The following is a 14,012-nucleotide window of genomic DNA, read 5'->3' as shown; positions in this document are numbered from 1 at the left end:
AGCGACATGCGTTTGCTGGGCAATGTCGATCCCGACAACTAAATGCTGAGCAGTAATTTTTTCAATGAGTTGATTTTGTCTCGCTTGCGATTTAAACTTCATAATAGAGCGTCCTCCTGGATGATGGAATTTTTAGGGCTATGACCCGTTGCGTACTTCCATCGTACCGAGGCGCTCGTTTTTTTGCAAAGCGGAAATTTAACGCTCTACAGGAATGCTAACGGAGAACGTTAGTTTAATAACACACCTTGGAGCAGGCGTTACGATAGCATGCTCTTTTTATTAAACTAACGGGCAGATTTGTTCCATAAAATAGGAGGTATGGCATATGAAGCATCTGAAATTCTTCCTTTTGTTCTTTGTCATTGTTTCGGTGTTTTCATCAAATATAGAAGGAGCGTTAGCCAGTACCTACCCAAGTACCGTTGCTTGGAATAACCTCCTATATGGACTTTCCACCGAGGAAGTCGATAACAAAGACATTGGCAATGAGATTGGAAAGATTGAACGCCAAAGAACTCCGATGCCAAAGAAGAACGGCGAGTCAAATGAAAAACTTGTGGGAAGCCTGTTGTTTGAAATTAAAGGGGCAGACACTCAAGATGTAATAGCAGTTAAGGTAAACGATAAGTTCTTCAAGGCATATAAACTTGGACCGATTCAAATTACAACAGACCAGTCCAATAAACAAGCATGGATAGTTACACTATCATTTATTTGTTTCTTGGTCCTTTTAACAATGATAATTGCATGGAGAAGAAGAAGACGTATGGGTTAGTTCATTCCGCTAACGGGAAACGATAGTTGAACCATCCAGGGAGCAGATCGCCGCGACAGCTGCTCCTTTTTCATAATGCTAACGAGGCAGCTAGTTGAGAGAGGTTTAGGTACTGTTGGAATAAGATTGAAATTCGTGATAGTTTTGCTTGACAATATGAAGGATTTTATTCAAAGTTACTGGTATTGAATAGGTTAAAAAGCGCGAAGCGAGGAAAGGTGAAATATTCTGAAAGCGAATCGGATGGAAGCGTTTAGCGATGGTGTGTTGGCGATCATAATTACGATCATGGTGTTGGAATTTAAAGTGCCGGAAGGCCATGACTGGTATGCGCTGATCGAAATCGGCCCAAAGATTCTTAGCTATATCTTTAGTTTTGTATATATCGGCATCTACTGGAACAATCATCATCATCTGCTGCACATGGTTCGAACGATGAACGGGCGGTTGATGTGGCTCAACCTACTACTTCTCTTCTGGTTATCCCTTGTGCCGTTCACGACAGCTTGGATGGGGGATAGCCATTTTGCAGCCACTCCAACGGCATTGTACGGTATTATTTTACTACTCGCGGCGCTTTCATACTGGCTGCTTCAGCGCACGATTATTAACCAGCATTCCGGTGATTCCACATTTGTTCTGGCGATGGGCAAAGACTGGAAGGGCAAATTATCTCCCTTGCTCTACTTGATTGCGGCCTTGACCGCATATGCGAGTCCTTGGATATCTGGCTTCTTTTTCGTACTTGTTGCCATGATCTGGTTCTTGCCAGATAAGCGAATTGAGCACGCCCTGCGAGGCCGAGGCCGCTAAAGCTTGAACTGATTCCTCTATTTATCAGATGATTACGCTAACGGGTAACGATAGTTGAATAATGTATTGATGAGCAGGTGCTGCGGTGGCCTGCTCTTTTTATTAAGCTAACGGGCAGATTTGCGCAACATTTTTGTCTTCAGATTTCCACTTGACCCTTACGTAACGTAATGATTTATAGTGAACGTAAGAGCAGGACGAAACACGGCCTACTGCCAAAAAATCGAACAACTAAATTCGAAATCGGAGGAGAAGCAAACATGAGAAAACTCGTATTGTTCATGCATGTGTCGCTGGACGGGTATGCGTCGGATTCGAACGGAGGACTAGATTGGATTCCGTACAACGAGGAATTAGAGAAATACGCCGAGGAGGTCGTAGCCGAAGTCGGCTCTCCCGTATACGGACGCACGACGTATCGGATGATGGAGAGCTACTGGCCCACGGTGCTGGACAATCCGGATGCGTCGAGGCACGGTATGGAGCATGCCAAATGGCTGCAGGATGTTAAGAAGATCGTCATTTCCGGCTCGATGGACATTGTCGAATGGAACAATACGATGCTGATCAAGGACAATATTGCAGATGAAATCAAGGCGCTCAAGGAGCAGCCAGGCAAAAATCTCGTTATCTTCGGCAGTCCGGGGGCGGCGAAGACGTTGCTTGAGCTCGGCCTGATCGACGAATTCCTGCTGACGATTTGTCCTGTCATCTTGGGCGACGGAAAATCGGCATTCCACGGCGACGGTGAGAAAATCAGGCTCAAGCTGCTGTCCAGCCGAACGCTCAAGTCGGGCATTATCGCGGCCCGCTATGAGTTGGAGAAATAGCCGTGCCGTACAAGATGTTCCACTAACGGGTAACGATAGCACAACAACACCAGGCTGCCGGTACGATCGGCGGCCTGTTAAGCTAACGGGACACGTTAGTTCAATATAGTGATTAAACCCTTCCATTTCATGAGAACCTAGATCTAATTGGGTTTATATTATGGGAGGGTTTCTCTATGTACCTGAGTGAATTATGGAAGCTGTATGAAGTTGATAAACGGATTCAGGGATTCAGTCCGTACACATTAAAAGCCTACTCATTGCAATTGAAAATGCTGGTTGGCGAATTAGGTGATCTTGAGATTGAGGAAATCACTTTGCTTGAGCTTAAGGAATATTTGGCTAAACAATCCGGACGATTAAAGCCGAGCAGCTTAGGGCATCGCATCAGATTTGTGCGCTCCCTTTTTCGCTTTGCGTATGAAGAGGGTTATCTTACGAAAAATCCCTCTCTTAAATTGAGGGAACCTAAGATGGATAAACGCATTCCGAAGTTTCTTATAGAAGAGGATGTGATTCATCTTAAGATTTCCTGTCTATCACATCGAGAACGAGCTTTGTTGGAATTTCTATATAGTTCTGGCTGCCGTGTTGGAGAGGTYCAGAAAATAAACATTGAAGATCTTAACTGGGAAAATTGTTYGGCGATTGTAAATGGCAAGGGATCCAAACAAAGAGAAGTTTACTTTACCACCGAATGCAAGGTGTGGTTGAAAAAATACTTAAAGAGTCGTGAAGATTCCTGTAAAGCAYTGTTTGTAACGGAAACACATCCTACCCGCCGAATGGCGATACCGACAATCAGATGGGAGTTAAAGCGCCTAGCAAACCGGGGAGAGATTGAAGCTAATGTGTACCCTCACCGTTTTCGTCATACCTATGCTTGTCAGCTATTGGATAATGGAGCACCTTTAGAATTCATTCAGGGCATGCTGGGGCATGAGAAAGCATCGACCACTCAGATATATGCTCAGCTCCGTGGRGAGCGAAGACGAGAGCTATATCGACGGTTCTTCTAATGTATCTATGTCTAGGTAGCCAATTTATATGGCTATATTGACTAAACTAAAGGGCAGTTTACTTTAATAGAAATATCCATAGTATAGATTAAATGGTAAGGTAATTAGAGGTGTTTATGATGATCAGGAGGGAATAGTTTTCCCAAATGTAATAAAGTCTGTCGCAGAGAATACGCTATAAGAAATCTCCGAAAAAAGACATGCAAACGATAAATTTTGAATCACTGAAGGGAGATTCTAGTGATTAGAGGAAACAAAAGAATAATCATATCTTTATTAGCTGTTGTGGGTTTATTTATGTTGTGGAACTCTTTTCGATCCTCAACTTTCGAAGTTATTACCGTTCAGAAGGTTAGTGAACATGAAATGACCGTAATTAATTTAAGCAATCGAGTAAGAACAATAACAATCCCAATAGATATTTCAGAACTAGTTAAAGTTAATAAAGAATACACAATATCTTATGATAAAAGAATTTTTGATAAACATAGACTTAGATCAATATCTAGCGAACATCATGAAAACAGTTTATAAGCGATGATCATCTATTTATAGATGCTTTTCAACTAACGGGAGACGTTTGCTTAGTTTGTTATGAGGAAGAGAGTTGTTATCGGCATGGAGTACTCCGAATTGATCCCAAAAACTAAATCAGATTACGAGCGCGTAGGGCTATTAAAAGAAGCAGGGAAAGAAAAAATAATCCCTATTCTCCCTCAACTACTTGAATGGTTACAGGACATGAACTGGCCCATTGCTCAAGATATTGAGGATATAATTGCTGATTATGAAGAGCACTTAATTCCTCATATTCGGGCTGTCATGAAATCTAATGATGGTGGATGGAAGTACTTCTTGCTCCATGGATTAATAAATCGGTTGTCAAATGAGAAACTGTTGGAATTGAAACCTGATTTAGTACGGATGAAATTAAGCCCAACTGATGATGAGATAGATGAAGAACTTGCTGAAAAAATTGAGGAATTGCTAACGAGGATCGATTCAGCTAACGGGCAACGTTAGTTAAACACAAAATGGAGCAATTGCAGTCGGCAGTTGCTCCATTTTTTATTACGCTAACGGGCAGCATAGTTAAACAACCTTCCCTAAATGCGTTATTTCAAAAATGAGCAATCGAAAAGAAATCACGTCAACCGTACCATGGTATAATATTCGTATACAAATAATTACATAAATTAAATCCTTTTAAAGAAGGGGAATGAGCAATATGGCAAATATCGAGCACTTACAGACCGTGAATGTTCCAGCTTCAACGGTATATGAAGCATTAACCACTGCAAAAGGACTTTCAGAAATATGGACAAATGAACTAATAGTCAATGATCAGATCGGTTGTATAAATGAGTTCCGATTCGGCGGCAAAGGCTTAACAAAGATGCGAGTTGATGAGCTTGTTACCGATAAAAAGATTTTGTGGCAGTGTGTTGATTCAGATCCAGAATGGATWGGTACGACAATTTCTTTTGATATGGAGGAAAAAACCGGRAAGACTTCAATCATTTTTMGTCAGATGAATTGGGAGGAAGTGACCGCATTTTATCGCGTATGTAATTATAACTGGGCTATTTTTTTGTAYAGYCTTWAACAGTATTGCGAAGAAGGCGAGGGTCTTCCGTATCATAAACGGAAGTTTTAGAACCATTGAAAACACGGATGGGTGGAYTAAAGTACATGATCCCRAGAACTGATTTCGGAAGTATWGGGTAAGTACGARGAAGTTGTCACCCAARTCTTGACAATCATTCGTTCAACTAACGGGACACGATAGCGGAGGAGCTTCCTATGTGGTAGCTCCTTTTTCTATTGAACTAACGGGCAGGATAGATTAACAGTTACACTGGTGAAATTAGAAAAAAAGGAATTTCATGAGGACTGACGAATATGGTCTTAAATGGTAATTAAATGATGTTGCCAAATCTCGATTTCTAAGAATGAGTGTGAATATGGATAATTTGTCTCCAATTCAAAGCAAGGTTACTTCAGTGATTTTGTGGTCCAGAAATCTTGATCGTTCTGCCGAGATGTATAGTAAGCTGTTTCAACTTTCACCAGAGAAGCAGGATCGCTTTGGACATCTCCATATTCTTCACCTTCCGACTGGCACGGATATCATGATCGATTCGAACGGAATGGATAAAGTACCTCTTCCAGATAAGGCACCACCGTTATTCTTTATTCCAGCTACGGAAATTGATAAAGCGTCCGAATTCATACAAAAGCTCGGATTCGAAATTATTTATGGAGGTATCCACAGAAATGATTCGGTCTCCTTCTTTAATATGAGAGACCCTGATTTCAACGTCATTACGGTCTGTCAAAATCATCAGTAGAAATTGCATCTCGCTAAACTAACGGGACACTTTAGTTGAACAAATAAGGAGTAACTTGCTGTGACAGCTACTCCCTTTCTTTGTTAAGCTAACGGGCAGGAAAACGTAATTCATTTCAGAAAAAATCTTGAAGAATTGCACAATTAATGTCATGTTATGGGTACGACGATGTGGCATCTAACAGTTGAAGGATTCTAACAAGGGAGAGGAACAGAATGGTTGAAAAGGTAAAAGAAGAGGAACTGTCACAGAAACAAGAGTGGAGACCATTATTGAAAAGAGTGTCATGTATTTATTTGCCGTCATCTGATCCAAAGAGATCTCATGAATGGTTCGATCATTATTTTGGATTAAACAATAATGGATGGACGAAACTCCGTGATGGAACTCTAATTTTTATTAAGTCGAAAGAAAAACCGCATTTGAATTTTATAACGGAGCGCTGGCCGGGTCATATCAAAAGAAAAAAAGGCGAAGGTCCGGAGTTTGAAATGTTTGTACTTGCGTTTGAAGTGGAAAATACGGAAAAGATCTATCAATCCATGAAAGAAGCCGGTGAACGGGTTGAACTGATCGATAACGGTGGTAATGGTGTTGAGATTCATTTCTACGATCCGGATGGAAACAAATACAGTACATGGGAATTACAGGTGATGGTGAAGGCAAATCCCGAGGGAGTCAATAGCACGAATTGGAAAGATAGATTCGAGTTTAGTAATTGTTGCTTTAGATGTGATGTTGATACATTTTTGAATAAAATTATCGAGGATGCGCCTGGGGCAAGGCACCCACGTATTCAGATTGTTGATCACGACAAATTACGCGAATCCGATCCGGAAGGATTAGAAAAGCTTTTGGAAACATTAGAACAGTTTACTGGGCAGCACCCGGAACATACATTTCGGTTCGTTTATGGAGAGTAGGGCAGTATTAGATCTCAGGTTTTCGACTAATGGGGTAGCAGTTTGCCGTAGCGCTAAAGTGCAAGTATCATAATTACGTTTTAGCAAGCCGTTCGATGCCCTTTAAGCTAACGGGGAACTATAGTTTAACAATCACCATAACGAGGCTGCCGGCATGAAACGGCAGCCTTGTTGAGCTAACGGGCAGGATTGTTCAATAACTTCGCGAATACTTCAAAATTGATAATTTTCGTGAAGTTCGTAAATACACTGTTAGCTGAAAGATACGCAAAAATAAAATTATGAAAGGCGGATTCTATTGATGCCATTCTTCTTAATGGAACTTCAAGTTCTGGAAAGACAAGCATATCTAATGAATTATTAACTCGAATTGATATCCCATTTCAACATTTATCAATTGATAATTTTTGTAATGGGCTATTTCATAGTTATATTGATTTCATTAACAGTACATATCCGAGTATTGAAACAAATGGTGCAGAGGATGGACAATTAGCGAATCAAATTCTTACAAATCCGTTGATTTCATTATACTACTCGACAATAAAACTATTTTCAGCGATGGGAAACAACGTAGTTGTAGATTCTGTTATAGGTAATGACAAATGGTTCAATACTTGTATTGAATTATTATCGGATCACCCTGTCATATTCGTAGTAGTTAAATGTTCAAAGGAAGAACTTGCTAGAAGAGAACAACTTAGAGGAGACAGGATGGTTGGTTTAGCAAGTGCACAATACGATAACGTGTATTGCTTTAATGAATATGATCTTGAATTCAATACTGAAATAATGAGATCGAGTGAGTGTGCCAATGAGATAWTAAATTTTATAAGATCTAATAAAGAATACACTGCTTTTAAGAAGTTGATTAAGGGGAAAAGTGTAAGTAAGTAGYTCAAAGAAGGCGTATCCATCASCTAACACCATATTCACGCTTCGGGCCATTCGGCTCTCGGTCCTGTTAAGCTAACGGGAAACGATAGTTTAATTAAGACACGGATAACAGTACAAAAAACCAGCGGAAGTTCAGGACTTATCGGTCCAAGACTGCCGCTGGTTTTATTATTAGAGTCTGCTTATATTAGTTGATCTAAACGCTCGGGAGAAATGAAAAAAAAAGCCCACGAACCGCCTTACAGAGATTTATCGTCCACGCTGTCCAGCCACGCCTCGATGGTGCCGATGACGGAGGCGACGCAGCCATCTTCGAATGGCGAGATCAGACCGGCCGCGCTTGCGAGCTCCGTGAAGGAGAGGCTGCCCCCGAGACGGCATAGGCCGAGGTAATCGTTCCACGAAGCTTCGCGGTCTTCGCGGGACTTCTTCCAGAATTGAAACGCGCAGAGCTGCGCCAGTGTGTAGTCGATGTAGTAGAACGGCGAGTTGAAAATATGCCCCTGCTTGTGCCAGAAGCCGCCTACCGCCAAGTACGAATTGTCCGCGTAATCGCGATGAGGGAGGTATTTCTTCTCGATCTCGCGCCACGCATGCTTCCGCTCGGTCGGCGTCGCATCCGGATTCGCATACACGTAATGCTGAAATTCGTCCACGGTCACGCCGTACGGAATGAAGATAAGCGAGCTGGCGAGGTGGTCGAACCGGTATTTGTCTGCGTCCTCTTTGAAGAACAGCTCCATCCACGGCCAAGTTAGAAACTCCATGCTCATGGAATGGATCTCGCAGGCTTCGTAGGTCGGGAAGGCATACTCCGGCACCGCGTAGCCACGGCTCTCGTACACCTGAAACGCATGCCCGGCTTCGTGCGTCAGCACGTCGATATCTCCGGAGGTGCCGTTGAAGTTGGAGAAAATGTACGGCGCCTTGTGTTCGCTAATATACGTACAGTAACCGCCGCCTTGCTTGCCTTTCTTGGCGACGAGGTCCGTCAGCTCGTTGTCCTGCATGAACCGGAAGAACGCGTCCGTCTCCGGCGACAGTTCCGCGTACATCTTCGCGCCCCCGGCCACGATCCAGTCCGGGTCACCCTTCGGCATCGCGTTGCCGGAAAGGAAGGCGAGGTTCTCGTCGTAATAGAGCAGCTTGTCAACCTCGATGCGGCTCCGCTGACGTTCCTTGAGTTTCGTCGCTGCCGGCACGATATGGTCCTGTACCTGCTTGCGGAAGTTCTCGACCATGCCCGCGTCGTAGTCGGTCCGACTCATGCGGGCGTAGCCAAGCTCGACGAAGTTGTCGAAGCCAAGCTTATTCGCGATGCGCGTGCGAACTTTGACCAGATCATCATAAATGCGGTCGAGGGTCGCTTCGTTCTCCGCCATGAAGCCGGAGGACGCTTCGGCGGCGCGTCTGCGCATATCTCGGTCGGTCGATTGTTGGAACGGGCCGAGCTGCGCGAGCGTGCGCTCTTCGCCTTCGAACGGAATTTTCGCGGAAGCGATCAGCTTCGTGTATTCCGTCGTTAATTTGTTCTCCTGCTGGAGATCCTCAATAACCTCCGGGCTGAATGTATTCAGCGACAGCTCGGCGAGCCGAAACAGTTGCTGCCCCCACTTGGCCTTCAACTCGGGACGGAACTTCGAGCCGACCAGCGCCCGGTAATAGTCCGTCACGAATTCCTGCACGACCGGGCTGTTCTCGTCGTAGAAGTCCTGCTCAGCTTTGTAGAATTCGTCGTTCGTATCGATGGAGTGGCGAATGCTCGCGATCGTTTGCATCGTGTCGAACTCGCTGCGGAGCTTGTTCATGCCTGTCATCGCCGCGTCCTGCTCCTCGTAGCTGCCCGTCGCGGCGAACACGCCAAGCAGCTCCTTGAACTTCACCTCGAACGCCTTCACGTCCGGCCTCTCGTATGTATATTGGCTAAATCTCATGCACCATGCACCGCCCTCCGGTTTTTAAGACTGAAGCGCCTACGCCCTGGCCATGCTGTTCGTCCCGCTTGTCGAATCCAGCATGCCTGGCACCAGGCCGACAAGCGCGCAGTCATGATTCCAGTATACCCCATTTCCCGCGGGCCTGGTTAGCGAACAAACTCAGTGGCATGTTTGTTCTCCAGATTCGCATTCGACATGTGTAGTTGAAAGCATATGTTTGAATGTAGAGGAGGTCAAGATGGTTAGTTTTGGATTAGTGTGTTTAATCGTTCTAACACTAATAGTTATTGCAATCTTTTATGTAGGTTTATTATTGGACTTTATCAATCCAAGTGCTCTTCAAGTTCAACTATTAGGTGTACAAATTATAATGTTCGGAGTAATTGTTTTGTTGGCAGTTGAAGGTTCTTCTGGTTATGGATTTACCTTTGGGTTAATTGGGCTTATTACAGGAATTTTCGATTCATTTAGAGAACCCCAAAGGGCTCAAAAAGAGAAAGTTGATTGAACTAACGGGAGACAATAGCTTAATAAGACATGCACACAAAACAGCTACCTTTGTGCCTGCATCCTTAAACAAAACCTCTCCAGAGGCATAAAAAAGGCCCTATAAGCTATTTTATTTCTTATTTTAATTTTGGTAGATTAGTACAATCTTCGATCGGTCACTATGAATATCTTATCTTATCMTACTATATTGGAGGTTGAGATAATGATAGATAAGTTAAAAAAGAAACGGACTGCCGCGATCCGGAACAAAAAAGCCACACCTGCAAAGGTAACTCGGAAAAAGTCTACACTTTCAAAAGCGACTCCCAAAAAATCCACACTTGTAAAAGTAACTCCGAAAATGGCTAAAAAAGTCTTGGCGGCTAATAAAGCCAGAATCATGGCCACCCCAGGACGAAGTTCAGGACGAAGACCGGGACGACCTTGTTGCCAGGCTTTTGTTCAAATACGCAATTTTTATGTACAAGCAGCAGCACTGGGTTTTACACAGATAAGTTTTGATGTAAGACAACAGGGAGGGACGTTGACAGTTTTTGTGGACAGTATAGATTGGTTCAATGAGCGAGACTGTTCAATTCTCCTTAACGTAAATTCCCCTGTATTGGGCTTACCAGACGCGGTAATTAATTGCCGAATCCTCAATGCGATTTTTGCAGATAACCTTCAAACAAGCGTATAATGATTTACAAGGGAAAAGTAGCCTATGCTCAACTAACCCGGAAAACGATAAATAGTTAAATAACCAGTGCGGCAGTCTGAAACTTTGTTTTTTAGTTTTTAGGCTGCTTTTGTGTTTGCGTTCTTTTATTTTTTCAGGGGGGAACTGTCCGTTGCCTTGCTGGATCTCATGCACTGCGCGCTGACGCGCGATCTGTTCATATGATGACGATACACTGAACAAATTAGCAATAAAATGTGAAATAGCACTTATCCAAGCGTCATGCTTCCGATATATTCCTTCACTTTGAAACAAATTTCAAAAAAAAATAAGCATATCTAAGGCTGCTAACCGGTGGAAATGCTCTATGCTTATTCTTTCGGCTTCTTTCGTTGACGGACGCTAATCGTAACGTAGACTTCTTCTGAGAACCATTGTCCCAAACTTCGACCATAAAGGAAAAACGGCTTGTAGGGCCTTTCTGTTCGTTTTGGTATCTACGAGGTAACATGCTCACAAAATAGGGGTTTTTGTACAGATGTACTGCTGGGCGTTAAGCTAACAGGCAGTTTAGCGTGGAGTGCCATCAAAAAGTAAATATTCACATTAACGAACATGCGTTCCGGAATATAATAGGGAACTTATTACATAAGAGGCTCATGTATATGATAAATCGAATTTCAACACCATTTAGCTATTCATCTGCTGTTGCGGTTTGTGATTATGTGTTTCTCGGATTACATCTTCGCTTGGTACCAAACAGCCAGTCTTGATAATACGGATCAGTTTGTAGAACCCTGCACCCTACATCTTGCAAAGAGACCCTATGGCGTCCAATTTCATCAGCTCATTAATTTTCTTGATTCTAAGTAAAGGACCTGAATAAACTTTTTTGTGTTTTGCCGGTTTAAGCTGAGAGCAGAAGTTTCATCATTTTCCAGTGCTTTCATTTTTTTGCGGATATCACTCAGGTCAAAAAACTTTGTAGAGTACTGCTCGAACTTTGGATTCGAATAATCGATCAATCCAAGGGATGCCAAGTGGGTTAGCGCTTGATTCACTGCTCGCCGCACCCGTTGTTCGGCGGCTTTGATCTCTTTTTTCAAGTCGATAGTCGAAGCTGAGGGGCCTAATTTTTTCAAGGCAATTTGATGGTATATTTCATGAAGCTGCGGAAAGCCCTGTTGCTGTGAGTGATCGACCTCATAACGGTATAAATAATCGAGCATCGCCAGCAAGTCTTTGCTGCCTGCTTCCCCAATCAGTCCGAGATCTGATAACATATAGTTTCCGCATGTTATGATATTTTTTTCAATGGAAGAAGGTTCCTTCCCCGTTAATTCGCCACTGAAGCCGACAGCACGGAGAGATATTTGAATATTTCGTAAGGATTGGTGGATGAGCAGCAATTCAGAAACCTTTCTAACAACGGCAATAACTTCTAAACGGTTTATGGGCTTGGTGATATAATATTCTATACCGCATGCATACGCCTTGACTATCATTTCCTTCGACTCCACTTGAGAAATCATAATGATTTTCCCTTCAAAGCTCCCGGATAGTTCGCGAACGGTCTCTATGCCGTCACGAACGGGCATTAGTAAATCGATAAGAATGATGTCTACTTGCTTAAGTTCGAGCAAAGTGATATCAACATGCGCCCCGTCAGGAGCTTCGCCTACCACACTTCCTAAATCCTCATCCTCGATAATTTGTTCCAGCATGGAACGGATAGCCGGATCGTCATCGATAATAAAAAAACGCATCGCGCTACTCTTCCTTTCCTATTTGGCCTATAGGCAATGTGATTGTGAAAACAGTACCAACGCCTTCGGTGTTGTCTTGAACTTGGACGTTTCCGAGCAAACGCTCTGTTTCCTGATTCACATAAACCAAACCGATTCCCGTTGACGGATTGCCAGCTTTATCGAATTTGGTCGTATAGCCAGGCATGAAGATTTTCTCACGATACTTCGGCGCAATGCCTGGGCCATTATCGGCGACACTGAAGACAATAACATCTTTATCTCGTTTAATCCATATACGGATAATGCCCTGTTCCTCTAACGCTTCTACGGCATTGGCAACTAAGTTATTGAACAATGACAAAGCGGTGTACACATGACATAAAGGAAAGATCCCTTCGGTTTGCAGAGTGAATTCAATCTTCTTACCAAGTGACTGGGCATATTTCTGATTGGAGCGCAGAACGATATCGGCCAATTCTTGGACCGGCATATAATCGCATTYGTGTGAAATCAGGCTGGATAGACCCGCATATATCCGTTGATTGTCCTTTTTGATCTCATGAACTTCACCGGCGATCCGGAGAGCTTTTTGTGCTAGATCTTTATGAAAAACATGCTGTACATCATTTAACGATTGATACAGCTCGTAGCTGTCACGGGCGATATTTTCTGCGTTGTGCAGCGTTTTCTTCAATTGAATCGTTTCCTCGTAAAGCTCAGAAATAAGCATAAGCAGCTTCTCGTTTTCTTTACGCTTCTGCTCTTCTGCCGCTTTCGACTGCCTCAATTTGACCAAATTGAAAAAACCAAGAACGAAAAAACTCCGAAAAAAAGCAATGAGAACAATCTGATTCCAGGTTGCGAAAGTGGTCGTTTGCTCTGTTGCCGAATAACGCAGCAAAATCTCTACCATCGTCGCAGCGATTTCACACGCCACACCAAGTGCTCCAACCAGTAGTGGTCGGTTATGACGACGGTTCATTCGAACTGCCGCGAAGGCAATCGCATAGGTCAAATAGTAAAAGAATACCGGGTAATGATGCTGAAAAGCAGCTCCCCAGTTCCAGTACGGTTCAAGTGCCAAGTCAAGTCCCATGCGAAAGATCGTAACCGAGCTGCCGACAAGTAATCCGGAGATAAGCGGCGAGGGAGAACGGAGCCAGAGTAGGAATAGAAAAAAGGCAGGGGTACCCAAACTTACCCGAAAATCAGTTTGAAACGGGTAAAAATGTAATTCGCCCATGATCGGAACCGTAATGACCATTAGTATTAATAGAAGCCATTTTTCTTTCAAAGCGCTTTCTAGCCTCCTTTCTTATTCATTATTCCAAAAATGAGAAGAATAATTCGACGAAGGATGGACCAAAGAATTTTTGCTCAACATGTAGATTCATATAGATTGCTGTAGATTCCCCGTACAATAAACCCATTCAAGACATTTTAATTTTTCTTGAAAAAGAAAGCGCTTTATATTTATAAAAAAGGAGAATTATTATGAAAAAATTTGGTTTGGCTTTTCAAATCTTGTTTGGACTACTATTAGGGGTT

14 protein-coding genes are annotated in these 14,012 nt (G+C 43.1%); 11 read left to right on the top strand and 3 right to left on the bottom strand.

The features are described 5' to 3' along the window. Positions 1 to 328 precede the first annotated feature (328 nt). The 9 genes from AC1DWN_RS16280 (at position 329) to AC1DWN_RS16240 (ending at position 7,611) form a co-directional block, all read left to right on the top strand. On the top strand, positions 329 to 778 hold the full coding sequence (locus tag AC1DWN_RS16280) for a hypothetical protein (protein WP_477559949.1): 450 nt from the start codon (positions 329 to 331) through the stop codon (positions 776 to 778). Between the two features lie 228 nt (positions 779 to 1,006). Further along, positions 1,007 to 1,591: a TMEM175 family protein gene (locus AC1DWN_RS16275; RefSeq protein WP_477559951.1), complete on the top strand. Its 585-nt coding sequence runs from the start codon at positions 1,007 to 1,009 to the stop codon at positions 1,589 to 1,591. A 170-nt stretch (positions 1,592 to 1,761) separates the two neighbouring features. Next, positions 1,762 to 2,421, top strand: a complete 660-nt coding sequence (locus tag AC1DWN_RS16270) for a dihydrofolate reductase family protein (RefSeq protein WP_477559948.1) — start codon at positions 1,762 to 1,764, stop codon at positions 2,419 to 2,421. 176 nt (positions 2,422 to 2,597) lie between these two features. Beyond that, positions 2,598 to 3,440: a tyrosine-type recombinase/integrase gene (locus AC1DWN_RS16265; protein WP_477559947.1), complete on the top strand. Its 843-nt coding sequence runs from the start codon at positions 2,598 to 2,600 to the stop codon at positions 3,438 to 3,440. Between the two features lie 633 nt (positions 3,441 to 4,073). Then, entirely contained in the window at positions 4,074 to 4,463 is a 390-nt protein-coding gene (locus tag AC1DWN_RS16260) for a DUF5071 domain-containing protein (protein ID WP_477559946.1), read from the top strand. Between the two features lie 205 nt (positions 4,464 to 4,668). Then, complete coding sequence (locus AC1DWN_RS16255) at positions 4,669 to 5,097, top strand: SRPBCC family protein (RefSeq protein ID WP_477559945.1); 429 nt, start codon at positions 4,669 to 4,671, stop codon at positions 5,095 to 5,097. A gap of 307 nt (positions 5,098 to 5,404) precedes the next feature. Beyond that, positions 5,405 to 5,791: a VOC family protein gene (locus tag AC1DWN_RS16250; RefSeq protein WP_477559944.1), complete on the top strand. Its 387-nt coding sequence runs from the start codon at positions 5,405 to 5,407 to the stop codon at positions 5,789 to 5,791. 215 nt (positions 5,792 to 6,006) lie between these two features. Then, entirely contained in the window at positions 6,007 to 6,714 is a 708-nt protein-coding gene (locus AC1DWN_RS16245; RefSeq protein ID WP_477559943.1) for a VOC family protein, read from the top strand. Positions 6,715 to 7,011: 297 nt separating this feature from the next. After that, positions 7,012 to 7,611, top strand: a complete 600-nt coding sequence (locus AC1DWN_RS16240) for a chloramphenicol phosphotransferase CPT family protein (RefSeq protein ID WP_477559950.1) — start codon at positions 7,012 to 7,014, stop codon at positions 7,609 to 7,611. Between the two features lie 239 nt (positions 7,612 to 7,850). Here the strand turns inward: AC1DWN_RS16240 and AC1DWN_RS16235 are convergent, their stop codons facing one another. Then, entirely contained in the window at positions 7,851 to 9,545 is a 1,695-nt protein-coding gene (locus AC1DWN_RS16235; protein WP_477559942.1) for a M3 family oligoendopeptidase, read from the bottom strand. A gap of 241 nt (positions 9,546 to 9,786) precedes the next feature. On the opposite strand from AC1DWN_RS16235, the gene AC1DWN_RS16230 reads away from it, so the two are divergent. Beyond that, entirely contained in the window at positions 9,787 to 10,056 is a 270-nt protein-coding gene (locus tag AC1DWN_RS16230) for a hypothetical protein (protein WP_477559941.1), read from the top strand. Positions 10,057 to 10,260: 204 nt separating this feature from the next. Further along, positions 10,261 to 10,737: a hypothetical protein gene (locus tag AC1DWN_RS16225; RefSeq protein ID WP_477559940.1), complete on the top strand. Its 477-nt coding sequence runs from the start codon at positions 10,261 to 10,263 to the stop codon at positions 10,735 to 10,737. 821 nt (positions 10,738 to 11,558) lie between these two features. Here AC1DWN_RS16225 and AC1DWN_RS16220 read toward each other — a convergent pair. Both AC1DWN_RS16220 and AC1DWN_RS16215 read right to left on the bottom strand, forming a co-directional pair. Next, positions 11,559 to 12,482, bottom strand: coding sequence for a response regulator (locus tag AC1DWN_RS16220; RefSeq protein WP_477559939.1), 924 nt, complete (start codon positions 12,480 to 12,482; stop codon positions 11,559 to 11,561). A 4-nt stretch (positions 12,483 to 12,486) separates the two neighbouring features. Beyond that, positions 12,487 to 13,758 (bottom strand): ATP-binding protein, encoded by a 1,272-nt coding sequence (locus tag AC1DWN_RS16215; RefSeq protein WP_477559938.1) that lies wholly within the window; start codon positions 13,756 to 13,758, stop codon positions 12,487 to 12,489. Positions 13,759 to 14,012 lie beyond the last annotated feature (254 nt).

This window comes from Paenibacillus sp. P4_A7 (assembly GCF_056402455.1).
Note: the sequence above shows the minus strand (reverse complement) of the source record. Positions and strands in the feature narration are given on the sequence as shown.